General features: G+C 71.3%; 31 protein-coding genes. 4 read left to right on the top strand and 27 right to left on the bottom strand.

Annotation, left to right across the window (positions count from 1 at the left end):
- Positions 1 to 46: 46 nt before the first annotated feature.
- The 3 genes from K329_RS0102660 to K329_RS0102670 all read right to left on the bottom strand — a co-directional run bounded on the left by K329_RS0102660 (position 47) and on the right by K329_RS0102670 (position 2,756).
- Positions 47 to 823: an endo alpha-1,4 polygalactosaminidase gene (locus tag K329_RS0102660; RefSeq protein ID WP_211225715.1), complete on the bottom strand. Its 777-nt coding sequence runs from the start codon at positions 821 to 823 to the stop codon at positions 47 to 49.
- A 41-nt stretch (positions 824 to 864) separates the two neighbouring features.
- Positions 865 to 1,419, bottom strand: a complete 555-nt coding sequence (locus tag K329_RS0102665; protein ID WP_028471847.1) for a hypothetical protein — start codon at positions 1,417 to 1,419, stop codon at positions 865 to 867.
- A gap of 107 nt (positions 1,420 to 1,526) precedes the next feature.
- Positions 1,527 to 2,756 (bottom strand): 3-hydroxyacyl-CoA dehydrogenase family protein, encoded by a 1,230-nt coding sequence (locus K329_RS0102670; protein ID WP_028471848.1) that lies wholly within the window; start codon positions 2,754 to 2,756, stop codon positions 1,527 to 1,529.
- Positions 2,757 to 2,886: 130 nt separating this feature from the next.
- Between K329_RS0102670 and nucS the strand changes: the two genes are divergently transcribed.
- A complete protein-coding gene (nucS, locus tag K329_RS0102675; RefSeq protein WP_028471849.1) occupies positions 2,887 to 3,576 on the top strand; it encodes an endonuclease NucS in 690 nt (229 codons plus the stop codon).
- Positions 3,577 to 3,604: 28 nt separating this feature from the next.
- Positions 3,605 to 4,138, top strand: coding sequence for a DUF952 domain-containing protein (locus K329_RS31390; protein ID WP_084540936.1), 534 nt, complete (start codon positions 3,605 to 3,607; stop codon positions 4,136 to 4,138).
- Here K329_RS31390 and K329_RS24150 read toward each other — a convergent pair.
- The 3 genes from K329_RS24150 to K329_RS0102695 form a co-directional block, all read right to left on the bottom strand.
- The gene (locus K329_RS24150; RefSeq protein ID WP_052336280.1) at positions 4,110 to 5,087 is read right to left on the bottom strand and encodes an FAD-dependent oxidoreductase; all 978 of its coding nucleotides are present in this window, start codon (positions 5,085 to 5,087) and stop codon (positions 4,110 to 4,112) included. The two genes, K329_RS31390 and K329_RS24150, sit on opposite strands and share 29 nt — an antisense overlap.
- Positions 5,088 to 5,103: 16 nt before the next feature.
- Positions 5,104 to 5,628: a ferritin gene (locus tag K329_RS0102690; protein ID WP_028471850.1), complete on the bottom strand. Its 525-nt coding sequence runs from the start codon at positions 5,626 to 5,628 to the stop codon at positions 5,104 to 5,106.
- 77 nt (positions 5,629 to 5,705) lie between these two features.
- Positions 5,706 to 5,897, bottom strand: coding sequence for a hypothetical protein (locus tag K329_RS0102695; protein ID WP_028471851.1), 192 nt, complete (start codon positions 5,895 to 5,897; stop codon positions 5,706 to 5,708).
- A gap of 114 nt (positions 5,898 to 6,011) precedes the next feature.
- On the opposite strand from K329_RS0102695, the gene K329_RS0102700 reads away from it, so the two are divergent.
- Positions 6,012 to 6,329, top strand: coding sequence for a hypothetical protein (locus K329_RS0102700; protein WP_157571531.1), 318 nt, complete (start codon positions 6,012 to 6,014; stop codon positions 6,327 to 6,329).
- Between the two features lie 3 nt (positions 6,330 to 6,332).
- Here the strand turns inward: K329_RS0102700 and K329_RS0102705 are convergent, their stop codons facing one another.
- The 3 genes from K329_RS0102705 to K329_RS29250 form a co-directional block, all read right to left on the bottom strand.
- Positions 6,333 to 8,396 (bottom strand): protein meaA, encoded by a 2,064-nt coding sequence (locus K329_RS0102705; protein WP_084540937.1) that lies wholly within the window; start codon positions 8,394 to 8,396, stop codon positions 6,333 to 6,335.
- 131 nt (positions 8,397 to 8,527) lie between these two features.
- A complete protein-coding gene (locus K329_RS24155) occupies positions 8,528 to 8,887 on the bottom strand; it encodes an STAS domain-containing protein (protein WP_052336281.1) in 360 nt (119 codons plus the stop codon).
- A gap of 144 nt (positions 8,888 to 9,031) precedes the next feature.
- Entirely contained in the window at positions 9,032 to 9,628 is a 597-nt protein-coding gene (locus tag K329_RS29250; RefSeq protein WP_052336282.1) for a hypothetical protein, read from the bottom strand.
- Between the two features lie 72 nt (positions 9,629 to 9,700).
- On the opposite strand from K329_RS29250, the gene K329_RS0102720 reads away from it, so the two are divergent.
- Positions 9,701 to 10,276 carry a cob(I)yrinic acid a,c-diamide adenosyltransferase gene (locus K329_RS0102720; RefSeq protein ID WP_028471854.1) on the top strand — a complete coding sequence of 192 codons (576 nt, stop codon included), beginning with the start codon at positions 9,701 to 9,703 and terminating at the stop codon, positions 10,274 to 10,276.
- A 15-nt stretch (positions 10,277 to 10,291) separates the two neighbouring features.
- Here the strand turns inward: K329_RS0102720 and K329_RS24165 are convergent, their stop codons facing one another.
- From K329_RS24165 to rho, 18 genes are all read right to left on the bottom strand, one after another.
- Entirely contained in the window at positions 10,292 to 10,633 is a 342-nt protein-coding gene (locus tag K329_RS24165) for an Rdx family protein (protein ID WP_052336283.1), read from the bottom strand.
- Between the two features lie 28 nt (positions 10,634 to 10,661).
- Positions 10,662 to 11,102: a DUF2550 domain-containing protein gene (locus K329_RS0102730; protein ID WP_028471855.1), complete on the bottom strand. Its 441-nt coding sequence runs from the start codon at positions 11,100 to 11,102 to the stop codon at positions 10,662 to 10,664.
- Positions 11,103 to 11,240: 138 nt separating this feature from the next.
- A complete protein-coding gene (locus K329_RS0102735; protein WP_028471856.1) occupies positions 11,241 to 11,633 on the bottom strand; it encodes a F0F1 ATP synthase subunit epsilon in 393 nt (130 codons plus the stop codon).
- 2 nt (positions 11,634 to 11,635) lie between these two features.
- Complete coding sequence (gene atpD / locus K329_RS0102740; protein ID WP_028471857.1) at positions 11,636 to 13,093, bottom strand: F0F1 ATP synthase subunit beta; 1,458 nt, start codon at positions 13,091 to 13,093, stop codon at positions 11,636 to 11,638.
- A gap of 5 nt (positions 13,094 to 13,098) precedes the next feature.
- Positions 13,099 to 14,025: a F0F1 ATP synthase subunit gamma gene (locus tag K329_RS0102745; RefSeq protein ID WP_028471858.1), complete on the bottom strand. Its 927-nt coding sequence runs from the start codon at positions 14,023 to 14,025 to the stop codon at positions 13,099 to 13,101.
- Positions 14,026 to 14,028: 3 nt separating this feature from the next.
- Complete coding sequence (gene atpA / locus K329_RS0102750; protein WP_028471859.1) at positions 14,029 to 15,669, bottom strand: F0F1 ATP synthase subunit alpha; 1,641 nt, start codon at positions 15,667 to 15,669, stop codon at positions 14,029 to 14,031.
- Between the two features lie 73 nt (positions 15,670 to 15,742).
- The gene (locus tag K329_RS0102755; protein ID WP_028471860.1) at positions 15,743 to 16,552 is read right to left on the bottom strand and encodes a F0F1 ATP synthase subunit delta; all 810 of its coding nucleotides are present in this window, start codon (positions 16,550 to 16,552) and stop codon (positions 15,743 to 15,745) included.
- A complete protein-coding gene (locus K329_RS0102760) occupies positions 16,552 to 17,100 on the bottom strand; it encodes a F0F1 ATP synthase subunit B (protein ID WP_028471861.1) in 549 nt (182 codons plus the stop codon). The genes K329_RS0102755 and K329_RS0102760 overlap by 1 nt, the downstream gene beginning before the upstream one ends.
- Positions 17,101 to 17,137: 37 nt before the next feature.
- Positions 17,138 to 17,341 (bottom strand): ATP synthase F0 subunit C, encoded by a 204-nt coding sequence (gene atpE, locus K329_RS0102765; RefSeq protein WP_043641909.1) that lies wholly within the window; start codon positions 17,339 to 17,341, stop codon positions 17,138 to 17,140.
- Positions 17,342 to 17,414: 73 nt separating this feature from the next.
- The gene (gene atpB / locus K329_RS0102770) at positions 17,415 to 18,236 is read right to left on the bottom strand and encodes a F0F1 ATP synthase subunit A (RefSeq protein WP_028471863.1); all 822 of its coding nucleotides are present in this window, start codon (positions 18,234 to 18,236) and stop codon (positions 17,415 to 17,417) included.
- Between the two features lie 73 nt (positions 18,237 to 18,309).
- Entirely contained in the window at positions 18,310 to 18,558 is a 249-nt protein-coding gene (locus K329_RS0102775; RefSeq protein ID WP_028471864.1) for an AtpZ/AtpI family protein, read from the bottom strand.
- A gap of 33 nt (positions 18,559 to 18,591) precedes the next feature.
- Positions 18,592 to 19,068 carry a hypothetical protein gene (locus K329_RS0102780; protein ID WP_028471865.1) on the bottom strand — a complete coding sequence of 159 codons (477 nt, stop codon included), beginning with the start codon at positions 19,066 to 19,068 and terminating at the stop codon, positions 18,592 to 18,594.
- Positions 19,069 to 19,182: 114 nt separating this feature from the next.
- Positions 19,183 to 20,343: a glycosyltransferase family 4 protein gene (locus K329_RS0102785; RefSeq protein WP_028471866.1), complete on the bottom strand. Its 1,161-nt coding sequence runs from the start codon at positions 20,341 to 20,343 to the stop codon at positions 19,183 to 19,185.
- A gap of 4 nt (positions 20,344 to 20,347) precedes the next feature.
- Complete coding sequence (locus tag K329_RS0102790; protein WP_245596418.1) at positions 20,348 to 21,208, bottom strand: L-threonylcarbamoyladenylate synthase; 861 nt, start codon at positions 21,206 to 21,208, stop codon at positions 20,348 to 20,350.
- The gene (gene prmC, locus K329_RS0102795; protein ID WP_028471868.1) at positions 21,205 to 22,056 is read right to left on the bottom strand and encodes a peptide chain release factor N(5)-glutamine methyltransferase; all 852 of its coding nucleotides are present in this window, start codon (positions 22,054 to 22,056) and stop codon (positions 21,205 to 21,207) included. Before prmC ends, K329_RS0102790 begins: the two co-directional genes overlap by 4 nt.
- A 1-nt stretch (position 22,057) precedes the next feature.
- Positions 22,058 to 23,131, bottom strand: a complete 1,074-nt coding sequence (prfA, locus tag K329_RS0102800) for a peptide chain release factor 1 (protein ID WP_028471869.1) — start codon at positions 23,129 to 23,131, stop codon at positions 22,058 to 22,060.
- A gap of 126 nt (positions 23,132 to 23,257) precedes the next feature.
- On the bottom strand, positions 23,258 to 23,473 hold the full coding sequence (gene rpmE, locus K329_RS0102805; RefSeq protein ID WP_028471870.1) for a 50S ribosomal protein L31: 216 nt from the start codon (positions 23,471 to 23,473) through the stop codon (positions 23,258 to 23,260).
- Positions 23,474 to 23,624: 151 nt separating this feature from the next.
- Positions 23,625 to 25,685: a transcription termination factor Rho gene (gene rho / locus K329_RS0102810; protein ID WP_028471871.1), complete on the bottom strand. Its 2,061-nt coding sequence runs from the start codon at positions 25,683 to 25,685 to the stop codon at positions 23,625 to 23,627.
- Positions 25,686 to 25,830 lie beyond the last annotated feature (145 nt).

Raw genomic sequence — 25,830 nt, forward strand, 5'->3', positions numbered from 1 at the left:
GCGCCTCAGGCTACCGACGGCGCGGGACGCGGCGACGCCGGAGGCGTCAGTCGCACCACGCGCGCTCGCCGTCGGGCGCCAGGTCGAGGTCGCGCCGCACGACCGGGATCTCGTCGCCCCACTCGGCGCACGCGGCGTCGAAGGCCGCGTCGTCGTACTCGATGTCGAGCACCACGCCGTCGTAGTAGTCGACGTACGCCCCGCACTCGTCGAACTCCGCGCAGGACTCGGAGACGGCGAAGTCGAAACCGACCTGGCTGCCGTCCCACTCCGCGAGGTTCTTCTGACCGATCGCGAGCCCGGCGTCGTGGGCCGCGGAGGTCAGCAGCTCGGCGAAGGCCTCCGCGTCGTCGAGGTCGAGGAGGTCGTCGCTGCGGGTGTAGGAGTCCAGGTTGTCGATCTCGACGGCGTCGAATCCGTCGTCGGCGCAGCCCGCGATCCACTCCCCCACGACGTCCGCGAGCGCGTCGCGCTTCTCCTCGGTGCCGATGTCGAGGAGCACCTCGTCCCACTGCTCGTCGATCACCAGCTCGCCGTCGTCGTCCGTGAGCAGGAGGTCGCCGTCCGCCCAGCGGTCCTCCTCGTCGGGCTGGGTCTGGAAGCCGTTGACGTAGCAGATGTTGTAGACGCCCTCGAGCGGGTCGGCCGTGCGGTCGCGCGCCACCACCCCCACGTCGTCGGGCACGTCGCGGACGCCGCCGAGCTGGTAGTCGAACCGGGTGTCGGTGGGTGGGAGGGCGAGGCCGCCCCCGCCCGCCGTACCACCGCCCGGCGGCTCGTCCGCATCACCGCCGCAGCCGGAGAGGCCCGCCGCCAGCAGCACGGGGAGGACGACCGCGGCGAGCAGTCGACCCCCGCGCGCGCTCAGTCCTCCACCTCGATCTCGGTGACGGCGCGCTCCTGGCCCTGCGAGACGGCCTCGTTGCCCACGCGCACCTGCAGGGTCCACGGCCCCTCGCTGCCGGTGCCCTGCCAGGTGCAGTACGACGAGCCGGCCGCGCCCTCGCAGCGGACGAAGATCGGTGAGCCGAGCAGGTCGTCCTCGTCGAAGAGGTCGTCGACCTCGTCGGGGTCGGCGAGCCGCTCGGCCCCGGCCCGGTCGCCGGCCTGCCAGGCGTCGACGAGCGCCTGCGCGTAGGCCTGCGCGTCGGTCGGCAGCGCCGCCGGGGCCGCGGGTGCCGACGTCGCGGTGTCGGCCGGCTCCGGGGCCGGCGTGTCCGCACCGGTGGAGGGGTCGGCAGGGGTGGACCCCTGCTCGCTGGAGGTCACCTCGATGGGGCCGGTCGGCAGGGGCACCGACTCGTCCTGGTCGTCGTCGCCTCCGCACCCGGCCAGCACGAGGGCCGCCGCGGCCGTCGTGGCGACCGCGGCCGCCAGCCGGCGCCGTCGTGGGTGCCCCGCGATGCTGCGCGCGCTCATGCGTCGATCCCTTCCACCGTGCCGGGCCCCTCCCGGCGTCGCGCTCCAGTCAAGCCGGTCGGCGCGCCGGGCCCAACTCGGACGGGCCCCGACTCGGACGGGCCCCGTCAGCGGTAGTCGTGGAACCCCTGACCGGTCTTGCGGCCGAGCCGGCCCTCGGCGACGGCGCGCTCCAGCGAGGCCGCCGGCGTGAAACCAGGCTCGCCGAACTCGGCCAGCAGCTCCTTCTGGATGGCGAGGGACACGTCGTTGCCGACCACGTCGAGCAGCTCGAACGGCCCCATGGGCAGCTCGACCTGCTCCTTGATCGCGGCGTCGATCTCGACGAGGGCGTGCTCGCCCTGCTCCGAGAGCGTCACGGCGTCGTTGAGGTAGGGGAACAGCAGCGCGTTGACGATGAAGCCGGCGCGGTCGCCGCAGGAGACGGCCACCTTCCCGGTCTTCGCGCAGAGCGCGCGCACGGTCTCGTCGACCTCGGTCGACGTCTGCTCCGTCGTGACGACCTCGACGAGCTTCATCACGGGCGCCGGGTTGAAGAAGTGCATCCCGATGACCGCCTCGGGACGCGAGGTCGCCGACGCGCACGACGCGATCGGCAGCGACGACGTCGTGGTCGCGAGGATCGCCCCGGGCCTGCAGATCCGGTCGAGGTCGGCGAACAGCTCGGTCTTGATCGCGAGGTCCTCGGCGATGGCCTCGACCACGAGGTCGACGTCGGCCAGCGCCTCGCGGGTCGTCGCGCCGGTGAGGCGCCCGAGGACGGCGGTCTTCGTGGCCTCGTCGCTCTTGCCCTTGGAGATCGCCCGGTCGAGCGACTTCGTGATGGTGGCGACGACGCCGTCCAGCTTCTCCTCGCTGCGGCCGACGTAGGTGACGTCGTACCCGGCCTTCGCGAACACCTCGACGATGCCCGAGGCCATCGTGCCGGTGCCCACGACGCCCACCGAGACGATGTCGTGGCGCAGCTGCGGCCGGTCGTCCGCCGACGGGGTCTCCGCGTCGGCCACGACCTCCTCGCCGGACCACGTGTAGAAGCCCCGGCCCGTCGCCCGGCCGAGGTGCCCCTGGCCCACGAGGGACTCGAGCAGGTCGGCCGGCTGGTGCAGGTGGTCGCCCGTCTCGGCGTACATCGCGGCGAGGCTCTCGCGCACGACGTCGAGACCGAGCTGGTCGAGCAGCGTCAGGGGGCCGGCCGGGTAGCCGCAGCCGAAGCGCATGGCGGCGTCGATGTCGGCACGCGAGGCGTACTTCGTCTCGTACATCCGCACGGCGTGGTTGAGGTACGGGTGGACCAGCGCGGCGCCGATCCGCTCGTTCGTGGCAGAGGTGTCTGTCATGGCGCTGATGATGACACGAAACTTACTGGCCGGTAACCCCCCATTCCGACCTGTCTCGACCTGTCCGTCACGACGGTCACGGCCCCGCCGGGACGGAGGATCCCCTCGGGACCAGGTAGGTTCCACGGTCGTGAGACTCGTCGTTGCCCGCTGCCAGGTCGACTACGCCGGCCGCCTGACCGCCCACCTCCCGATGGCCAAGCGCCTGATCATGGTGAAGAGCGACGGGTCCGTGCTCGTGCACTCCGACGGCGGCTCCTATAAGCCGCTGAACTGGATGAGCCCGCCCTGCAAGCTCGTCGAGGGCACCACCGAGGACGGCACGCCCGAGTGGGTCGTCACGTCGAAGGCGTCCGGCAAGGGGCCCGCCGACACCCTGCGCATCCTGCTCGAGGAGGTCCTCTCCGACTCGGCGCACGACCTCGGCATCGACCCCGGCCTCCAGAAGGACGGCGTCGAGAAGCACCTGCAGGAGCTGCTCGCCGAGCACCCCGGCACCCTGTCGGCGGGCCTCACGCTCGTCCGGCGCGAGTTCCCCACCGCCATCGGGCCCGTCGACCTCATGTGCCGTGACGCGGTCGGGGCCGCGGTGGCCGTCGAGATCAAGCGCCGCGGCGAGATCGACGGCGTCGAGCAGCTCACGCGCTACCTCGAGCTGCTCAACCGCGACCCCCTGCTCGCCCCCGTGCGCGGCATCTTCGCCGCCCAGGAGATCAAGCCCCAGGCGCGCGTGCTGGCCACCGACCGGGGCATCGCCTGCGCCGTCGTCGACTACGACGCCCTGCGCGGCATGGACGACGTCGAGGACCGCCTGTTCTGAGCCACCCGCGTCGTACCGAAGGGGTGCCATGCAGATCTTCCACATCGCGACCGTCTCCGACTGGGAGGCCGCCCAGCGGTCCGGCGGCTACACGACCTCGACCCGCGGGCGCACGCTCGCCGAGGAGGGCTTCCTGCACGCCGCCCGCCGCGAGCAGGTGCAGGGCGTCTTCGGCCGCTACTACGCCGACGCCGCCGAGCCCCTCGTGCTGCTCACGGTCGACACCGACCGGCTCGACGACCTCGGGGTCCGCTGGCAGGAGGACCCGGTCGGGGACGACACCTACCCCCACGTGTACGGCGCGCTGCCGCCGGCCGCCGTGGTCGCGGTGCGCCCGATGACGCGCGCGGGAGCGGCGACCTCGTTCACGACGCTGTTCCTGCGCGAGGCGCTCCTGCGTGCGGGCTGGCTCGTCGCGGCGATGATGCTCGCGGCCCTCGGCGTGGTGGTCGGCCGGTCCGTGGGCGGCGAGTGGAGCCCCTTCCTGGGAGGGCTGGCCGGCCTCGCCCTCGGCCTCGGGATCGCCGTGCTCGTCAGCCGCGCAGTCGCCCGTCGTCGCTGACGCCGCTGCGCGAGGTCGTCCGCGCGGGGGCGCCGCCCACCAGCCGGGTGACCTCGTCCGCACACCCCCACGACATCGTGACGCCGGCGCCGCCGTGGCCGTAGCAGTGCACGACGTCGGAGACCCGCTCCAGGCGCACGGCGGGCCGCAACGGCCGCAGCCCCACCTTGTGGCGCAGCACGCGGGCGTGGCGCAGCTCGGGCACGAGCACCGATGCGCGCTCGAGGATGGCGGCCGCCGTCGCGGGTGACGGCGTCCGGCTCCACTCCCCCTCGACGTCGGTCCCCCCGACCACCACCTCGGTGCCGCGGGGCACGACGTACGTCGGCGAGCGGCCGTCGTCGGACCCCGCGAGCCACCAGCGGTCGAGGCCGAACTGCTCGACGACCACGACCTGCCCCTGCACCGGCACGACGCTGCGGTCGCCGGCGAGCAGCCGCGAGCCGATGCCCGAGCAGTTCACGACGACGTCGGCGCTCGTCGGGAGACCGGAGAGGTTCATCCGCGTGATCGTGCCCCCGAGCGCCTCGACCTGGCCGACGAGCCAGCGCAGGTAGACGGGCATCTCGACGACCGGCGAGCGGAACGTCCAGCCGTCGACGAAGCCGGGAGGCAGCGCGGTCTGGCGTGCGATCGACGGTCCGGCCTCGGCCCACCACGGGTCGGGCGTCCGCTCGCGCAGCACCTCGGTGCCCTCGCGGAGCACCACTCCCGAGGCGGGCTCGGTCGAGGCCAGCACCTCGAGCGCGGCGTACGTCGTGGCGGCCCACTCGACGACGCGGGTGCGGGGGAAGGCGAGGTAGGGGTACCAGAGGGCCGCGGCCACGGAGGAGGTCGTCTCCAGCGGCAGGTCGCGGGCCACGACGTCGACCCGGTGCCCGGCCTCGAGCAGGCGCACCGCGGACGAGAGGCCGACGACGCCGGCACCGACCACCAGGACACGGCTCATGACGGCGCCCCTCGGCTCAGGCGCCGGCGATCGGGGGCGCGGTGGGGTCGGCGCCCTCGCCGCTCTGCTCGCGCGCGACGTACTCCTCGATGTCGTTGACGTCGTCCTTGCTGCGCGTCACGACGGCGAGCAGGTCGCTCATCGTGGCGACCTCCTCGACCTGCTCCTTGATGAACCACTGCATGAACTGCTCGGAGGCGAAGTCGCTCTCCTCGCGGGCCGTGCGCAGGAGGGCGTTGATCTGCTCGGTGACCTTCTTCTCCTGCGCCAGCGCCAGCTCGACCGGCGCCACGAGCGACTCGAACCGGGCGATGGGGGCGTCGACGCCGGGGATGACCACGTCGGCGTCGGTGTCGAGCAGGTACTTCACCATCATCATCGCGTGGTCGCGCTCCTCGAGCGCCTGGCCGTAGAAGAACGTCGCCATCTGCGGCATCGTCAGGGCGTCGTAGTAGACGGCGCACGCGAGGTACTGGTTGTGGGCGGCGAGCTCGTTGCCGATCTGGACGTTGAGCTGCTCGGCGAAACGTGCTGCGGGCATGGGTGGCTCCTGGCGTCCGGGGAACGGTCGCCGCTGATTCTGGCAGACGCGCGCGCCCGGGGTGACGGACCGTGCGGTCAGGCCGCCTTCTCGAGCTTCTTCTTCGAGACCTTCTTGCCGTCCACGCGCACGAGGTGGCGGTGCTTGACGGTGTAGCCGTCCGGCAGCGTGCCCTCCTTGAGCATGCGCAGCGGGCAGCGGCCGCACTTCGACTTCGACTCGCAGCACTTCAGCTTGGGAACGCTCTTCTTCCCCTTGGACTTGCCCACGGGTCGAACAGTAACAAGGAAGGGAAGGCATGGCTTAGTCGGCGACCGGCACGTGGGCAGCCGACCTCGGCGAGGTCCGTTTGGGTGGTGCTCCCCAGAGGAAGGGTGGTCGTCGTGAGCCACCCCCGATTCGACGCCCCGACCCAGCCCGGCCACCCGGGCGCCCGCCCCCGCGAGCGCCACGGGTTCACCGGCTCCGGCGCCGTCCTGCTCGTCATGGCGCTCGTCAGCTTCTTCTGCTCCGCCCTCCCCGGCGCGTGGGTGCACGGGAACGGCTCGGGCGACGGGGAGGGCGAGGGCGACATCGGGGTCGTCAAGATCTACGTCCGTGGGCTGTTCGAGGGCGCGTTCATCACCCTGGCGGTGGTGCTGCTCGCGGGTGCGCTCGCCTGCTTCGCGGTCGCACTCGTACGGCGCGTCCGCGCCCGCTGAGCCTCAGTCCAGGTCGTTGGCGCGCCGGATGACCTCGACGATGCCGCCCATGATCTCGGTCAGCCCGAAGTCCTTGGGCGTGTAGACGGCGGCGACGCCGAGCTCCTGGAGCCGGCGACCGTCGGAGTCCGGGATGATCCCGCCCACGATCACCGGGATGTCGCCCGCCCCGGCCTCGCGCAGCCCGTCGAGCACGGCGGGCACCAGCTCCATGTGGGAGCCCGACAGGATCGAGAGCCCCACGCAGTGCACGTCCTCCGCGACGGCCGCGGCCACGATCTGCTCCGGCGTGAGCCGGATGCCCTGGTAGATGACCTCGAACCCCGCGTCGCGGGCCCGCACGGCGACCTGCTCGGCGCCGTTGGAGTGACCGTCGAGACCCGGCTTGCCCACCAGCAGCCGCAGCCGGCCGCCCAGCTCGTCACCGGTGGCCGCGACCCGCTCGCGCACCGCGGACAGCTCGGCACCGGCCTCCGCCACGCCGACCGCGCCGGTGACCCCGGTGGGGGCCCGGAACTCGCCGAACACGCCGCGCAGCGTGCCGGCCCACTCCCCCGTGGTCGCCCCGGCCCGCGCCGCGACCAGGGTCGCGGCCATCAGGTTCTGCGTCGTCTTGGCCGCCTCGGCGAGGGCCTCGAGCGCGGCGGTCACCGCGGCCTCGTCGCGCTCGGCCTTCCAGGCGGCCACGGAGTCGAGCGCGGTCTGCTCGGCCGCCGGGTCGGCGGCCATGATCGCCCCGTCGAGGTCGGCGGTGAGCGGCGACGGCTCGGTGGTCTCGAACTTGTTGACCCCGACGATGATCTCGTCGCCGGACTCGATGCGCCCGCGGCGGGCCGCGTGCGCCGAGACGAGCGCCTGCTTCATGTAGCCGGTCTCGACCGCCGCGATCGCCCCGCCCATCGCCTGCACGCGGTCGATCTCGGCGCGCGCGCCCTCGCACAGCTCGGTCACCTTGGCCTCGATGACGTGGGAGCCGTCGAAGATGTCGTCGTACTCGAGCAGGTCGGACTCGAAGGCGAGCACCTGCTGCAGCCGCAGCGACCACTGCTGGTCCCACGGCCGCGGCAGCCCGAGCGCCTCGTTCCAGGCCGGCAGCTGCAGGGCGCGGGCCCGCGCGTTCTTCGACAGCGTCACGCCCAGCATCTCCAGCACGATGCGCTGCACGTTGTTCTCCGGCTGCGCCTCGGTGAGCCCGAGCGAGTTCACCTGCACGCCGTACCGGAACCGGCGCATCTTGGCGTCGGTGACGCCGTAGCGGTCACGGGTGATCTCGTCCCACAGTCGGCCGAAGGCCCGCATCTTGCAGGTCTCCTCCACGAAGCGCACGCCCGCGTTCACGAAGAACGAGATGCGGCCCACGACCTTCTCGAAGTCGTCCTCCGAGACCTGGCCCGCGTTCTTCACCGCGTCCAGCACGGCGATGGCCGTGCAGAGGCTGTAGGCCAGCTCCTGCGTCGGCGTCGCCCCCGCCTCCTGCAGGTGGTAGCTGCAGATGTTGATCGGGTTCCACTTCGGGATCTGGTGGACCGTGTAGGCGATCATGTCGCTGATGAGCCGCAGCGAGTGCTCGGGCGGGAACACGTAGGTGCCCCGCGAGAGGTACTCCTTGATGATGTCGTTCTGCGTCGTGCCCGCCAGCTGCGCCGCGACCTCCTCCGGCGCCAGGTCCGGGTTCTGCTCCTCGGCGGCGACCTGGTACATCGCCAGCAGCCACATCGCGGTGGCGTTGATGGTCATCGAGGTGTTCATCCCCGTGAGCGGGATCTGCTCGAACAGCTTGCGCATCTCACCCAGGTGCGGCACGGGCACGCCGACCTTGCCGACCTCGCCTCGCGCCAGCGGGCTGTCGGGGTCGTAGCCCGTCTGCGTCGGCAGGTCGAACGCCACCGAGAGGCCGGTCTGCCCCTTCGCCAGGTTCGTGCGGTAGAGCGCGTTAGAGGCCTCCGCCGTGGAGTGCCCCGCGTAGGTCCGCATCACCCACGGCCGGTCCTTGACCGGCCGCTCCGGAACGGCGGCGGGGGTCGGAGCTTCGGAGGCGTCGACCGCGCTCGGCGAGGAGTCACTCATGGGGGCAGACTATGACGAATGTGACCGGCAGGTAACCACGTCTTGTGTGACACCCCACATCGAACGGTCCGCACCCCCGACCGATCGGACGGGGCGTCCCGACCGGTCGGCGGGCGCCAACCGGCGAGGGGTCAGGCCGGGGTCGCGACGCGCTCGACCTCCATGACGCGGGCCAGGTGCGAGAGGTGCATGAGGCGTCGTACGGCGGGCCCCGGCGACGCCACGACCACCCGGTGCCCGTCGCGGGAGGCCCGACGGCCGGCCGCGGCGAGCAGCCGGAGCGCCGTCACGTCCACGTTCGCGACCCCCGCCAGGTCGACGACCACGTGGGGGTGGTCGGCCATCGCGTCGGCGAGGGCCGTGCGCACCTGCGACGTGCTGCGCACGTCGAAGTCACCGACCAGCTCGAGCCGCGCCCCGCTGCGCACGATCTCGACCGTGTGCCCCGCCCGCGCCGTACCGGTGGGCTGCTGCTCGCTCGTGTCGACCATGTCGATGCCTCGCTCCCCCGGCGCCGGGCCGGATCCCGTTCCGCACCTTCTACGAGTACAGACGCGCCGGCCGCCGGATCGGTTGCCACGGATCTGCGGAGGTCTGGACCGGCCCCCGTCACCCGTCGGCGTCACCCGTCGGCGTCAGGCGTCGGCGTCGGTGTCACGGGCGCCGAAGCCCCCGGCGAGGGCCAGCGCCCCCGTGCCGATGCCGATGAGCGCCATCCCGGCGACGCCCTCCGGCGCGAAGATGTGACCGATGTGCACGAGGTAGGCGCCCGGGAGGAGCAGCAGCCCCACGAGACCGCGCAGCCGCAGCCGCGCGAGCTGGTCGACGGCGAGCACGACCACGCAGACCAGGAGGCTCCACGAGCCCACCTCGCCCAGCGGCGTGCCGATCCCGAACATGGCGCTGACCGCCGGCGGGCGCGGCTCGTCCGGACCCAGCTGGTGGGTGACCCAGCCGGCGCCGATGCCGCTGACCACGTCCAGCGCGGTGTAGAAGGTGGCGTAGACGTAGGCGCTGAGCCGCACCAGCCAGGCCACGGGGTCCGTGCGACGCCTGACGAGCGCGGCCAGCGCCACCCCGACGAGGGGGAAGACCAGCAGCCCGGGCACGTGCAGCGCGAACCACCGCCACGAGGTGTCGTAGTTCAGGCCGTGGGGGTGGAACAGGCCGGCGACGGCGAGGGCGAGGCCCGGCAGCGCGAGCAGGACGGCGTAGGTGCGGGTGCGGGCCATCGTCCGAACCTAGCCGGGTGCCACGAGACCGGCGCCGCGCCGGCCGTGGCGACGGGGCCTAGATTGGGCCCCATGGTCAACCTGACGCGCATCTACACCCGCACCGGCGACGCCGGACGCACCCGCCTCGGCGACATGAGCGAGACGTCGAAGACGGACACCCGTCTCGAGGCCTACGCCGAGGTCGACGAGGCGAACGCGCACATCGGGGTCGCCCTCGCCGCGGGTGGGCTCGACGACGAACTGGTGACGCTGCTGACCCGGGTGCAGAACGACCTCTTCGACGTCGGCGCCGACTTCTGCACGCCCGTGGTCGCCGAGCCGGAGTTCCCCCCGCTGCGCGTCGAGCAGGAGTACGTCGACCGCCTCGAGGGCTGGTGCGACACCTACAACGAGGACCTGCCGAAGCTGCGCTCGTTCATCCTCAACGGCGGCACGCCGGGGGCCGCCCACCTGCACGTGGCGCGCACCGTCGTCCGTCGGGCCGAGCGGGCCGCCTGGACGGCGTACGAGGAGTACGCCGACACGATGAACGTCGTGGCCATCACCTACCTGAACCGGCTCTCCGACCTGCTGTTCATCCTCGCCCGGGTGGCGAACAAGGAGAACGGCGACGTTCTGTGGGTGCCGGGCGGCGAGCGCGACTGACCCCGGTCGGTCCGCTCAGGCGGGTGCGGGCGGCGGCACGGCAGCCTCCGCGGCCGCGGCAGCCGCGCGGTCCGCGTGACCCAGGTGCTTGTCGGGCGCGACGACGTCCCGCACGCGTCGCTTCAGCTCCGTGATCTCCGGGAAGCCGCCGTCGGTCTTGCGGTTCCACAGCGCGTGGGTGGCGCCGGCGTCGTCCGTGCGCGCGTCCACCCGGAACACCCCGCCCGTCGCGGGCACGAGCGCGACCTCCCCCACCTCGTCGGCGAACGTGGTGAGGAGCTCTCCGGCGTACCAGCTGGCGCGGAGGAGCCAGTTGCACTGGGTGCAGTAGGTGATGGAGACGCGGGGGTTCGGCATGCGGTGATCCTGCCACCCGCGCCGCGGTTCACATGTGGCCGGTGATCCCGGGCGGCGCGGCCTCGAGCCAGGACTGGAACCCCATGAGCGACGAGGGGCTCATCGCGAGCTCGACCGGGCCCTGCGGGGTGGTGCACTCGACGACCACGTGGTCGGCGTAGAGCGCGACGGCCTCGTGGCCCTCGGGGTGGCGACGGGTCTCGTACTCGAGCGTCGCGCGCACCCAGCGGCGCTTCGGCCGCGGGGACAGCGAGAAGATCCGGAACCACTCGAGCGAGTCGCCGCTGTAGCGGCCGACACCGAGCAGCCAGCCGCGGCCGATGTGGCGGTCGCGCACCCGGACGCTCAGCTCGAACGTGCCGCCGTTGCGGGCGAGAAGCCGACGTCGTACGACGAGCGCGACGCCGTAGAGGATGACCAGCCCGAGGATCACGCCCACGCCGTCCAGCAGCCACTGCCACAGCGGCATCTGGATCCTCCTCGGGAAGACGGCGCACGTGGAGAGAGCTCCCCACGGCGGTGGGGAAAGACTACTGCCCGGCCCTCACCGCGGACGGTGTGGGCCGGGCAGTCCGGTCGAACGGGTACGACGCCGGGCGTCGGACCGTCAGGAAGCGTGCTCGGCGGCGCGGATGCGCGCCTCGGCCACCCGCAGGGCGGCCATCGCCTCCGTGTCGTCCTCGCCCGCACCACGAGCCCGCTCGAGATCGGCGCGTGCCTTCTCGAGGTCGATCTCGTGGGAGAGCTCGGCGTACTCGGAGAGGATCGAGACCCGGTTGTTCGCGACCGAGAGGAAGCCGTCGGCCACCGCCGCGATCCAGGTCTCACCCTGGTCGGACTGGATGTCGACGACGCCCTCGGCGAGCACCGACAGCAGCGGCGCGTGCCCCGGGAGGACACCCACGTCGCCCGCGATGGTGCGGGCGATGACGCGGGTGGCCTCGCCGGACCACACCACGCGGTCGGCGCTGACGAGCTCGACGTGCAGAGTGCCGGCCATCGTCAGATGCTCTTCTGGATCTCGGCCCACTTGGCCTCGACGTCGTCGAGCCCACCGCACATGAAGAACGCCTGCTCGGCGACGTGGTCGTACTCGCCCGCAGCGATCTTGTTGAACGCCTCGATCGTGTCCTGGATGGTCACGGTCGAGCCCTCGATGCCGGTGAACTGCTTGGCGACGTAGGTGTTCTGCGAGAGGAAGCGCTGGATGCGGCGCGCACGGTGCACCACGACCTTGTCCTCCTCGCTGAGCTCGTCGACACCGAGGATCGCGATGATGTCCTGCAGCTCCTTGTTGCGCTGGAGGATCTGCTTGACGCGGATCGCGCAGTCGTAGTGCTCACGACCGATGTACTGCGGGTCGAGGATCCGCGACGTCGACGTCAGCGGGTCCACGGCCGGGTAGATGCCGAGCGACGCGATGTCGCGCGACAGCTCCGTCGTCGCGTCGAGGTGCGCGAACGTCGTGGCCGGGGCCGGGTCGGTGTAGTCGTCGGCGGGGACGTAGATCGCCTGCATCGACGTGATCGAGTGACCACGCGTCGAGGTGATGCGCTCCTGCAGCTGACCCATCTCGTCGGCCAGGTTCGGCTGGTAGCCCACGGCGGAGGGCATGCGGCCCAGCAGCGTGGAGACCTCGGAACCGGCCTGCGTGAAGCGGAAGATGTTGTCGATGAAGAGCAGCACGTCCTGCTTCTGCACGTCGCGGAAGTACTCCGCCATCGTCAGCGCCGAGAGGGCCACGCGCAGACGCGTGCCCGGGGGCTCGTCCATCTGGCCGAAGACGAGCGCGGTCTGCCCGAAGACGCCCGCCTCCTCCATCTCGACCATCAGGTCGTTGCCCTCACGGGTGCGCTCGCCGACACCGGCGAACACCGACACACCACCGTGGTTGCGGGCCACACGCGCGATCATCTCCTGGATGAGCACGGTCTTGCCGACACCGGCACCACCGAACAGACCGATCTTTCCACCGGTCACGTACGGCGTGAGCAGGTCGATGACCTTGATGCCGGTCTCGAACATCTGCGTCTTGGACTCGAGCTGGTCGAAGGCCGGAGCCTTGCGGTGGATGCCCCAGCGCTCGTTGACCTCGAGGGTCTCGCCCTCGGCGAGGTTCATGCAGTCACCGGTCGTGTTGAACACGCGGCCGAGCGTCACGTCGCCGACGGGCACCGTGATGGACGAACCGGTGTTCACGACCTGCGAGCCGCGGACGAGGCCGTCGGTCGGCTTCATCGAGATGGCGCGGACCATGCCGTCACCGATGTGCTGGGCGACCTCGAGGATGATCGTGCTCTCGGTGCCGCCGAGGTCGAACGTGACCTCGAGGGCGGCGTAGATCTCGGGCATGTCGTCGGTCGGGAACTCGATGTCCACGACCGGGCCGATCACGCGCGAGATACGACCGACGGAACGAGCGGCCCCGCCAGCCTGGGTCTCTTCAACAGTGGCAGTCATTGTCTTCACTCACTCCCGGCTTGGGCGTCGGCCAGCGCGTTGACGCCACCGACGATCTCGCTGATTTCCTGGGTAATGCCGGCCTGGCGGGCCTGGTTGGCGATGCGCTTGTACTTCTTGATGAGCTCGTCCGCGTTGTCCGAGGCCGCCTTCATCGCCTTCTGCCGAGCAGCCAGCTCGGACGCGGCCGCCTGGAGCAGCGCGAAGAAGATGCGGCTCTGCACGTACTTCGGCAGCAGCGCGTCGAGCACCTCGGTGCCGGACGGCTCGAACTCGTACAGCGGGAGCAGGTCGTCCTTGTCGGGCGACTCCTCCCCCTCCACCACCTCGAGCGGCAGCAGACGGATCGCCGTCGGCTCCTGCGTCAGCATCGACTTGAAGCGGGTGAACACGACGTGCACCTCGTCGACACCGGTGATGTCGTCGACGACCTCGCCGGTCTCGGTGAGGAACGCCGAGATCAGGGTCTGGCCGATGTCACGCGCGTCGTCGTACGTCGGCTGGTCGCTGAAGCCCGTCCACGCCCGGGCGACCGGACGCTGGCGGAACTTGAAGTACGCCTCGCCCTTGCGGCCGCTGACGTAGAGGTCGGCGGTCTTGCCCTCGCTCCGCAGGCGCTCCGCGAGGCGCTCGGCCTCGCGCAGCACGTTGGACGAGTAGGCCCCGGCCAGGCCGCGGTCGCTCGTCACGATGAGGATCGCGGCCCGGGTCGGGTTCTCCGGCTCGGTCGTCAGCGCGTGGTCGACGTTCGAGAACGTCGCCACGGCCGACACCGCACGCGTCAGCTCACGGGCGTACGGCGCCGCGGCCTGCGCCCGCTGCTGCGCCTTGATGATGCGGGACGCAGCGATGAGCTCCATGGCGCGCACGATCTTCTTCGTCGACTCCGTCGACTTGATCCGTGCGCGGTACTCACGCAGCGATACGGCCATGGGTCAGCCCCGCTTCTGCTTGACGATCTGCTCCTGCTCGAGCTCGTCGTCCTCCAGCGCCTCGTGCGACTCCTTGCCGGCCTTGATGGACTGGCCGTCGGAGGTCTCGAACTGGTCGAGGAACGAGTCGTACGCGCTCGCGAGGGACTCCGCGGTGGAGTCCTCGAACTTCAGGCTCTCGCGGATGCCCGCGAGGACGCCGTCGTGCGAGCGCTTGAGGAAGTCGATGAACTCCTGCTCGAAGCGGATGACGTCGTCGACCGGGACGATGTCGAGGCGACCCGAGGTGCCGAGCCACAGCGAGACCGTCATCTGGTCGATCGGGTACGGCGAGTACTGCGGCTGCTTCAGCAGCGCCATGAGGCGCTGGCCGCGCGACAGCTGCTGGCGCGACGCGGCGTCGAGGTCGGACGCGAACATCGCGAAGGCCTCCATGGCGCGGAACTGCGCCAGGTCGACCTTGAGCGAGCCCGTGACGGCCTTGAGCGCCTTCGTCATGGCGGCACCACCCACGCGGGAGACCGAGACGCCGACGTCGATGGCCGGGCGCTGGTTGGCCGCGAACAGGTCCGACTGCAGGAAGATCTGGCCGTCGGTGATCGAGATGACGTTGGTCGGGATGAACGCCGAGACGTCGTTGGCCTTCGTCTCGATGATCGGGAGACCCGTCATCGAGCCGGCGCCCAGCTCGTCGCTCAGCTTCGCGCACCGCTCGAGCAGGCGGCTGTGCAGGTAGAAGACGTCACCCGGGTAGGCCTCGCGGCCCGGCGGACGACGCAGCAGCAGCGACACGGCGCGGTAGGCCTCGGCCTGCTTCGTCAGGTCGTCGAACACGATGAGGACGTGCTTGCCCTCGTACATCCAGTGCTGGCCGATGGCCGAGCCGGTGTAGGGAGCGAGGTACTTGAAGCCGGCCGAGTCGGACGCGGGCGAGGCCACGATCGTCGTGTACTCGAGAGCGCCGGCCTCCTCGAGGGCGCCGCGGACCGACGCGATGGTCGAGCCCTTCTGGCCGATGGCGACGTAGATGCAGCGCACCTGCTTCGCCGGGTCGCCCGACTCCCAGTTCTGCTTCTGGTTGATGATCGTGTCGATCGCGATCGTCGTCTTGCCGGTCGCGCGGTCACCGATGATCAGCTGGCGCTGGCCGCGGCCGATCGGCGTCATGGCGTCGATCGCCTTGATGCCGGTCGCGAGCGGCTCGTGCACCGACTTGCGCTCGACCACGGTGGGCGCCTGCAGCTCGAGAGCGCGGCGACCGGTGGTCTCGAGCGCGCCGAGGCCGTCGATCGCGTTGCCGAGCGGGTCGACCACGCGGCCCAGGTAGCCGTCGCCGACGGGGACCGAGAGGACCTCGCCCGTGCGCTTGACCGGCTGCCCCTCCTCGATCTTGTCGAAGTCGCCGAGCACGACGACACCGATCTCGCGGGCGTCCAGGTTGAGGGCCAGGCCCTTGGTCCCGTCCTCGAACTCGAGCAGCTCGTTGGCCATGGCCGACGGCAGACCGGTCACGCGGGCGATGCCGTCACCGGCCTCGGAGACCAGTCCGACCTCGTCGCGGCTGGCGGTCTCGGGCTGGTAGTCCGAAACGAAACGCTGCAGCGCGTCACGGATCTCGTCCGGACGGATCGAAAGCTCCGTCATCACTCTTCCTTCTGTTCGCTGGCCCGGGATGTGAAGGGCTCGGGTACGGCTCTGGGGACTAGGGGTGCCGGGGTCAGCCGGCGAGGCTGCGTCGTGCGCTGTCGAGACGACCGACCACGGTGCCGTCGATGATGTCGTCGCCGATCTCGACGCGGACACCTCCGATGACGCTGGGGTCGACCACGACGTTGAGGTGCACCGAACGGTCGTACTGACGCGAGAGTACGTCGGACAGCCGCGTGCGGTCGCCGTCGGCGAGCGGCTTGGCGACCGTCACCTTCGCGACCCGCTCACCGTTCACGTCGGCCGCCACACGGCCGTACGTCGCGAGGGCGACCGCCACCGTGCGGTAGGTACCGGCGAGGGACTGCTTGACGAGCGCCACCGTCGAGGGGAGCGCCTTGCCACCGAGCAGGTCCTCGACGAGGGCGACCTTGTCGTCCGTCGCACGGGCCGGGTCGGAGAGCGCGTCGCGCAGGGCGGGCGTCTCCTTCACGACCTGGGCCACGGAGAAGATCTCGTCCTCGAGGCGGGCCGAGTCCGCCCCGGCGGACCGCACGATCGCGGTCTCGCTGAGGCGCTCGAGCGCGTCCCCGAGGTCGCGGCCCACGGTCCAGCGACGGGCGACCGCCGAGGAGACGACGGACAGCGCGCCGTCGGCGACCTTGCCGGCGAGGATCTGCCGGAGCAGACCCTTCTTGGCGTCCGGGGACACCGACACGTCCGTCACGACCCGGCGGAGGCCGGGCTCGCTGCGGAGGATGCCGGCGACCCGGAAGAGGTCGTCACCGACCTGGGCGAGATCACCGTCGGCGACCTGCCGCAGCTCACCGGACAGCGCGGCGAGCGCGTCGGCCGATGCTCCGCGGAAGACCGACGACATCAGTTGACCCCGCCCGGGGCACCGGTCTCGAGCTCGGCGAGGAAGCGCTCGACGACACGGCTCTGGCGAGCCTCGTCGTCCAGGCTCTCCCCGACGATGCGACCGGCCAGGCCGGTCGCGAGCGCGCCGACCTCGGCACGGAGCGAGGTGACCGCCTGCTGGCGCTCCGCCTCGATCTGGGCCTTGCCGCTCTCGACGATGCGCGTGGACTCGGCCTGGGCCTGGTCACGCATCTCGGCGACGATCGTCGCGCCCTGCTCGCGGGCCTCCTCACGGATGCGCGCCGCCTCGTGACGGGCGTCCGCGAGCTGCTGCTCGAGCTCGGCGAGCTTGGCGTCGGCCTCGGCCTGCTTGGTCTCGGCCGCCTTGAGCCCGCCCTCGATGGCCGTGGTGCGGGCCGCGAAGGTCTCCTCGAAGTTCGGAACGACGAACTTCTTGACGAGCAGGTAGAGCAGACCGAACACCACGACACCGAGAACGATCTCGATCGGGTGCGGGATGAGGGGGTTGAGCTCCCCCTCACCGGCTGCGAGGTTGATGGACTTCATGGGCTGTCCTTCGTCGAAGAGGCCGAAAACGCTGACGTCAGAGGACGAACGCGAGGGCGATGCCGATGATGGCGAGCGCCTCGGCGAGGGCGAAGCCGAGGATCGCGATCGTCTGCAGGCGGCTCTGGGCCTCCGGCTGGCGCGCCACACCGTTGATGTAGGCGGCGAAGATCAGACCGATACCGATACCAGGCCCGATGGCGGCCAGGCCGTAACCGATCATGTTGAGGTTGCCGTCCACGGCGATTTCCTTTCGGTTGTTCCACTCGGTTGTGAGAGAGGACTGTGGTGGAGCAGGGATGGTGCGGGGTGGATCAGTGCTCGTCGGCGACAGCGCCGGCGATGTACATCGCGTTGAGCAGGGTGAAGACGTAGGCCTGGAGGAACTGGATCAGCAGCTCCAGGAACGCCACGGCGATGAAGAGCACCCAGGCCAGGATCCCGACCGGCTTGACCAGCAGGGAGCCGTGGAGCAGGAGGTACTCGCCACCGAGGGCGAAGAGGATGAGCAGCAGGTGGCCCGCGAACATGTTGCAGAACAGACGCAGGGCGAGCGTGACCGGGCGGACGACCAGGTTCGAGAAGAACTCCAGCGGCACGATCAGCACCAGGATCGGACCCGTGACGCCGCTGGGCACGCACTGCAGCTTGATGTAGCCGAGCAGCCCGTGCTTCTTGATGCCGACGTAGTTGTAGATCAGCCAGCTGATCGCCGCGAGCCCGTACACCAGACCGGTGCGCGAGAACGTCGGGAACTGGATGAACGGGATCGTCGCGGCCCAGTTGTTGAACAGCAGCAGGAAGAAGATCGTGACCAGGTAGGGCACGAACCGCATGAAGTCGTGGCTGCCGATGATGTCGCGGCCCAGCGAGTTGCGGACGAAGCCGTAGGAGGCCTCGCCGACGTACTGGAGCTTGCCCGGCACCATGGCGCGGTGGCGCGACGCCAGGTAGAGGAAGGCGAACGCGAGCCCGGCGAAGATGACGATCTGGAGCATCGGCTTGGTGACGCCGAGGTACATCTCCTGACCGAGGAACGTGAACGTCTTGTCCGGGCCGACGGGGGGAAGGTTGAAGTCGCCGGGACCCGGCGGGGTAAACGTGTCACCAGAAGCGGCGAGAAAGCCTGCGCTCAACGCGACTGCTCCTTCATCAGGTCGGCCGTCAGGTCAGGGATGATCGAGGAGCTCCGTGCGGAACCGGTCTCGTTCAGGTCTTGGGAGTGCTGGGGGGCGCGATGCGGTTGTACCGCGCGAAGGTCATGTAGAGGCCGAGGCCCGCGCCCACGAGGATGCCGATCGCAACCAGGAACGTCGTGCCCAACCACCGGTCCGCGAGCCAGCCGAGCAACCCGTACGCCAGCACGCCGGAGACGAGGTAGCTGAAGGAGCGCCAGGGATCGGCCAGCGGCGCTTCGCTCGTCTTCGCGTCGTCGGAGGTGGGTTCCTGCGGTGTCATCGCGCTCCGGACAATAGCAGTCGGTGGTGGGGGTCACGCACGGCCCCTCTCGCTCGGGACGGCCGGCCGCTCGGGCAGGTCGTACAGCGGGACGCGCAGGCGGGTGTGCAGCCAGACCTGGGCCACGCTCCACACGAGCGCCCCCAGGATGACGGCGCCGCCGAGCCACTGGGCGTGGAGCGTCGACTCCGTCAGGCCGGAGCGCTCGATCGCCAGGAGCGCGACCACGACGAGCAGCACGTGCAGGGTGAAGGTCACGAGCGCCACCAGCAGGGCCGGGGCGGGCGCCACCGTCGACACGAGGTCGACCACGAGGGTGCTCGAGGCGAGCACCACGAGGAGGAGGAGACCGCCGACCAGGGCGCCGTACGCACCGGAGCTGCCGGAGACGAGACCGCCCACGACCGCGAGGAGAGCCGTGCCGACCACGACCGGGACGGCGGTGAACGCGACGACCCGGGTTCCGGGGCGTGCACGCTGCGCGCTGCGCGTCGTGGCGGTCGTCATCATCGGCGGCCGTTCTGTGGGGGTCGGATCAACAGTCTGGCGCTCACCGAGCGACTGCTCGTGAAAACTATCACAAGACCTCCGACGCACGGTAGTAGGGCGGCGGCGGGCCCGACCTCAGGCGGCCGCGGCCCCGTCGGACGGGCTCCCGACCTCGTCCTTCGGGTCGTTGACGACGGGCAGCAGGAACGTCGCGGCCACCGTCAGCACCGCGGCCACCCCGACGCCGACCATGACGACCGGGCTCGAGTAGAGGCTGACGACGACCGTGCCGAAGCCGATGAGGGCCGCCCACATCCACATGATCAGCACCGCCCTGCGGTGGGAGTGACCGATCTCGAGCAACCGGTGGTGCAGGTGCTGCTTGTCGGCCGCGAACGGCGAGCGGCCCTTGCTCGTGCGACGCACGACCGCGAGCACGAGGTCGGCCAGCGGCACGACCAGGATCGAGATGGGCAGCAGGATCGGGAGGAGCGTCGGCAGCAGGCTCGCGGTGCCACCGTCGCCGCCGCCCGAGATCTCGGGCACCGAGAACTGGCCCGTGAGCGTGATCGCGCTCGCCGAGAGCATGAGACCCAGCAGCATCGACCCGCTGTCGCCCATGAACAGGCGCGCGGGGTGGAAGTTGTGGGCGAGGAAGCCGAGGCACGAGCCCGCCAGCACCGCGCTGAGCAGGGCGCCGGTGGACGCCAGCGAGACGTTGTTGATGTTCGTCAGCTGGTAGCAGAAGAGGAAGAAGGCGAGCGCTCCCACGGCCACGACGCCCGCGGCGAGGCCGTCCAGCCCGTCCACGAAGTTCACGGCGTTGACGGTCGCCACGACGATGATGACCGTCAGCGCGGCCCCCTGCGTCGGGTCGAGGGAGACCGTGCCGCCCCCCGGTGCGACGAAGAAGAAGAACTGCACGTTCTGCACGACGAGGAAGCCCGCGACGAGCAGCTGACCCCCCAGCTTCATCAGGGGGTCGAGCTCGAAGAGGTCGTCGAGCACCCCGATCGCGCAGATCATCGCGCCGGCGGCGATCACGACCCCGGCGTCGCGGAACATCTCCTCCGACCCCCGCAGGGACAGGAACGGCAGCTGCCGGGCGACGAGGTAGCCCGCCACCAGGCCGCCCAGCATGGCGAGGCCACCGAGGTACGGGATGGGCTCGGCGTGCACGTCGCGGTCCCGGACGCGGGCGACCGCTCCGGTGCGGATCGCGATCTCGCGCGCGACGACCGTCAGGAGATAGGTCGCCGTTGCGGCGACCAGGAAGACGAGGAGGTACTCCCGCACGCCCTCAGCCCTTGTCCACCAGCGTCGCGCCGAGGGGTTCGAGCACCTCGTTGAGGCGGGCGATGCTGAGCGCACCGACCCGGAGCACGCGGCCCTGGTCCCCCGTCACGTCGACGATGGTGCTGGCCTGGCCACCGGGCGAGGTACCGCCGTCGACGATGACCTCGACGGCGTCGCCGAGCATGACGTCGGCCTCCACCGCGGTCACGGCCGCCGGCCGCCCGGTCAGGTTCGCCGAGCTGACGGCCAGCGGGCCGGTGCGCTCGAGGATCTCCCGGGCCAGCGCGTGGTCGGGCATGCGGAGAGCGACGGTTCCGCGGGTGTCCCCGAGGTCCCACTGCAGCGAGGTCTGCTGCTGGAGCACGAGCGTCAGGGGCCCCGGCCAGAACGCGTCCATGAGGGCGCGGGCGTAGCCCGGGATCGTGCGCGCGAGGGCGTCGGCGGTGACCGCGGAGCTGATGAGCACCGGCGGCGGCATGTCACGCCCGCGGCCCTTGGCCTGGAGCAGCCCGCGCACGGCGGCGGGGTCGAACGCGTCGGCGCCCACGCCGTACACGGTGTCGGTGGGCAGGACGACGAGCGCGCCGCTGCGGATCGCGACGGTGGCGGCGGAGACCGCCTCCTCGCGCTCCTCGTCGGTCGCCGTCGACCGCACGCGCGCCGACGGGGCGGGGGTCTTCACCATGTCGGGGCCGCGCTGCGCCTTCACGAGGTCGGGCGTCGTCGTGGGGGCCACCGGCGACGTCGTCGGCTCGATCGGCTCCGTCGCCGGCTCCTCGACGGGCTCCGCCGGGCTCACCGTCGGGGTCACGGGCTCGGCGGCGGGGTCGTCCTGGGGCACGTCCGGGTCGGTCACGGGAGTCATCGTGCCAGTGTCGCGGTCGTGAACCGAGCGCGACCTGCCAGGTCGTCGTGATCGCGGACGTCGCCCCAGCCACCGGCTGCGAGCAGCACCGCCGGCGCCGCCTCCCCCTGCACGTCGGCGTGCTCGAAGCCGAGCCGACCGCCCGGGCGCAGCAGCAGGGCCGCACGCCGCTCGAGCACACGGACGGCGTCCAGGCCGTCGTCGCCCGAGAAGAGCGCGAGGTGGGGGTCGTGGTCGCGGGCCTCGACCGCCACCGACTCCCAGGCCTCGAGCGGGATGTAGGGCGGGTTGCACACGACGACGTCGACCGTGCCGGCCAGGTCGTCGTACGCCGTCGCCATGTCGCCGAGGCGCAGCTCGACGCCCGTCCCGGCCAGGTTGCGCTCCGCCCAGGCGTGGGCGGCCGGGTCGAGCTCGACGGCGTGCACCCGCGCCCGCGGGACCTCGTGGGCGACGGCGCGCGCGATCGCGCCCGAGCCGGTGCAGAGGTCGACCACGACGGGCACTCCCCCGGCGGCCACGACCTCGGCCGCCCGGTCGACGGCCCAGCCCGCGAGCAGCTCGGTCTCCGGGCGCGGCACGAAGACCCCGGGGCCGACGGCGAGGTCGACGTACCTGAACGTCGTCGAGCCCACCAGGTGCTGCAACGGCTCGCGGGCCTCCCGTCGGACGACGAGGGCCTCCAGGGCCTCCGCGGCCTCCGCGGTGACGTCGTCGACGCGGAAGAGATCGGTGCGGGCGATGCCCAGCACGTGGCAGAGCAGGAGGACGGCGTCGGAGTCCGGGCTGGCGACGCCGGCGGCCCGCAGCCGGTCGGTGGTCGAGCGGAGGACGACGCTGCGGTGCACGTCAGCCCTCCAGCGCGGCGAGCCGCGCGGCCATGTCGGCGTCGACGCAGGAGGCGAGCACCGGCCCGAGGTCGCCGTCGAGGACGGCGTCGAGGTTGTGCGCCTTGTAGCCCGTGCGGTGGTCGGAGATCCGGTTCTCCGGGTAGTTGTAGGTGCGGATCCGCTCGGAGCGGTCGACCGTGCGCACCTGGGAGCGGCGGGCGTCGCTCGCCTCGGCCGCCGCCGCCTCCTCGGCGGCTGCGAGGAGCCGCGCGCGCAGGATCCGCATGGCCTGGTCCTTGTTCTGCAGCTGCGACTTCTCGTTCTGGCAGCTCACGACGATCCCGCTCGGCAGGTGGGTGATGCGCACCGCCGAGTCCGTGGTGTTGACGCTCTGGCCACCCGGGCCCGAGCTGCGGAAGACGTCGATGCGGAGGTCGTTCTCGTCGATCGAGACGTCGACCTGCTCCGCCTCCGGCAGCACGAGCACGCCGGCAGCGGAGGTGTGGACCCGGCCCTGCGACTCCGTCACCGGCACCCGCTGCACGCGGTGCACGCCGCCCTCGAACTTCAGCAGCGCGTACGGCGCCTCCCCCGGCTCGGGGGTGCCCTTGGCCTTCACCGCGACGGTGACGGACTTGTAGCCCCCGAGGTCGGACTCCGCGGAGTCGAGCACCTCGGTCGACCAGCCCTGCTGCTCGGCGTACCGCGTGTACATCCGGAGCAGGTCGCCGACGAAGAGCGCGGACTCCTCGCCGCCCTCCCCCGACTTCAGCTCCAGCAGCGTGTCCTTGCCGTCCGCCGGGTCGCGGGGCACGAGCAGCCGTCGCAGCCGCTCCGCGGCCTCCTCGCGCCGTACGTCGAGCTCGGCCGCCTCCTCGGCGAAGGCCGCGTCCTCCGGCGCCAGCTCGCGCGCCGCGCCTGCGTCGTCGCCCAGCTGCTGCCACTCCCGCCAGGTGCGCACGATCGTCGACAGCTCCGCGTAGCGCTGGTTGATGCGCTTGGCCAGACGGGCGTCGGCGTGGGTGGCCGGGTCGCCGAGCCGGCCCTCGAGCTCCGCCTGCTCGGCCGCGAGCCCCTCGACTGCCTCGAACACGGGTGAGCTCCTGACGCCGTGGCGCGGTGCGCCGTACGGGAACCGGGCGCCGGACGGCGACCGCGGACGAAATGCCGAACGCCGGTCACCTCCCCCGTGGGGGCGGTGACCGGCGCTCGAGAGGGGCTACTTCTGGGCAGCCTTGGCGTAGCGGGCCTGGAAGCGGGCGACGCGGCCGCCGGTGTCCAGGATCTTCTGCTTGCCGGTGTAGAACGGGTGGCACTGCGAGCAGACGTCGGCGCGGATGGAACCGCTCGGCGAGGTGCTGTGGGTCGTGAACTCGGCGCCACAGGTGCAGGTCACCTTGGTCACGTTGTACGCGGGGTGGATGTCCTTCTGCATGGTGCTCTCCTTCTACGGTCGCCGGGTCGTGCCGCCCCGGATGGGCGCACGTGAACCGGAACCAGCGCACGAATTGTGCCACCGGGCTCAACGCGGATGCGAATCCGCGCATTCCCGAGCCCGGCGGCGGGCCGTACGGCCCTCGGTCGGGTCAGTGACCGTTGTTCTGGTCGGCGCCCGGCATCGTCTTCTGGACCTGCATGAGGAACTCGATGTTGCTCTGCGACTTCTTGAGCCGCTCCAGCAGCAGCTCGAGCGCCTGCTGGCCGTCGAGGCCCGAGAGGACGCGGCGGAGCTTCCAGATGATGGCCAGCTCCTCCTTGCCCATGAGCAGCTCCTCGCGGCGCGTGCTCGACTGGACGGCGTCGATGGCCGGGAAGATGCGCTTGTCGGCGAAGTCGCGGCGCAGCCGGATCTCCATGTTGCCGGTGCCCTTGAACTCCTCGAAGATCACCTCGTCCATCTTCGAGCCGGTCTCGATGAGCGCCGTCGCGAGGATGGTGAGCGAGCCGCCGTTCTCGACGTTGCGCGCCGCGCCGAAGAAGCGCTTCGGCGGGTAGAGCGCCGCCGAGTCGACACCACCGGAGAGGATCCGGCCGCTCGCGGGGGCTGCGAGGTTGTAGGCGCGGCCCAGGCGGGTGATGCCGTCGAGCAGCACGACCACGTCGTGGCCGAGCTCGACGAGGCGCTTCGCCCGCTCGATGGCCAGCTCGGCCACCATCGTGTGGTCGCCCGCCGGGCGGTCGAAGGTGGACGAGATGACCTCGCCCTTCACGGAGCGCTCGAAGTCGGTGACCTCCTCCGGGCGCTCGTCGACCAGCACGACCATGAGGTGGCACTCGGGGTTGTTGACGGTGATCGAGTTCGCGATCGACTGCATGATCATCGTCTTCCCGGCCTTGGCCGGGGAGACGATCAGGCCGCGCTGGCCCTTGCCGATCGGGGCGGCGATGTCGATGACGCGACCGATCAGGTTCGACTGGTCGGTCTCGAGGCGGAGACGGTCCTGCGCGTAGAGCGGCGTCAGCTTCGAGAACTCGACGCGGCCCAGGGCCTGCTCCGGGTCGGCGCCGTTGACCGAGTCGACCCGCACCATCGGGTTGAACTTCTCCTTGCGCTCTCCCTCACGGGGCTGACGCACCTGGCCGACGATCGCGTCGCCGCGACGCAGACCCATCTTGCGGACCATCGTGAGCGAGAGGTAGACGTCGTCGTTGCCCGGCAGGTAGCCGCTGGTGCGGACGAACGCGTAGCTGTCGAGCACGTCGAGGATGCCCGCGGCGGGCACGAGCACGTCGTCCTCGAGGATCGTCGTGTCGGGCTCGTTGCGGTTGCCGCGCTGGTTGCCGCGCTGGTTGCCGCGCTGGTTGTTGTCGCGGTTGTTGTCACGACCGTCGCGGTCGCGGCCCCGACGACGACGGTTGCGACGACCACCCTGCTCGTCGTCGAAGTCGTCGCGGTTGTTGTTCCGGTCGCGGTTCTGGTTGCCCTGGCCGCCCTGGTTGCCGCCCTGGTTGCCCCCATCGCGGTTCTGGCCGCCCTGGTTGCCCCCATCGCGATTCTGGCCGCCCTGGTTGTTCTGACCGCCCTGGTTGTTCTGGCCGCCCTGGTTGCCGCCATCGCGGTTCTGGCCGCCCTGGTTGCCGTCGCGGTTGCGCTGACGGGCACCACCCTGGTCGCCCGAGCGCTCGTCGCGGTTCTGGCCGCCCTGGCCGCCCTGGTTGTTCTGGCCGCCCTGGTTGCCGTCGCGGTTCTGGCCGTCGCGGTTCTGGGGCTCCTGGCCGCCGTCGGTGGCCTGCGTGCGGTCGCGGCGTCGCGACTCGCGAGGCGCGCGGCCGCCCTGGTCGCCGTCCGTCGACGGGGCCTCGTCCTGCGGCTGGCCCTGCGGCTGGCCCTGGGGCTGGGCCGCGGGGGCCTCGCTCGCCGTCTCGGCGTCGGCGGGCTTCCGGGTACGGCGCGCCCGGGCGGGCTTCTCGGTCGCGGGAGCAGCGTCGGCGCCGGCGTTCTGGGTGCTGGCACCCGCCTTGGCGCCACCCGACTGCGCGTTCTTGATCGCGTCGACGAGCTGGGCCTTCTTCATGCCCCCGGCGCCGGAGATCCCCAGGCCACCCGCCATCGACTTGAGGTCGGCGAGGAGCAGGGAGTTGAGTCCGCCGCGCTTCTTGGGGGCCGCCTCGGCGGCAGATGCAGCGGAGTCGATCGTTTCCGTCACGTGAGGTCCTTCCCACGATCAGTGCTGGGTGGACACGACCGTGCCGTGTCGCCAGCTCTTGGTCATTGGCCCCTCGTCGCACGCCGGCTCACCGACGACCGACAGAGGTCGGCGCCAAGGAGATCCGCGTCAGGGACGATGAGGA

Origin of the sequence: Nocardioides alkalitolerans DSM 16699 (assembly GCF_000426525.1) — a bacterium.
Taxonomy (GTDB): Bacteria; Actinomycetota; Actinomycetes; order Propionibacteriales; family Nocardioidaceae; genus Nocardioides; species Nocardioides alkalitolerans.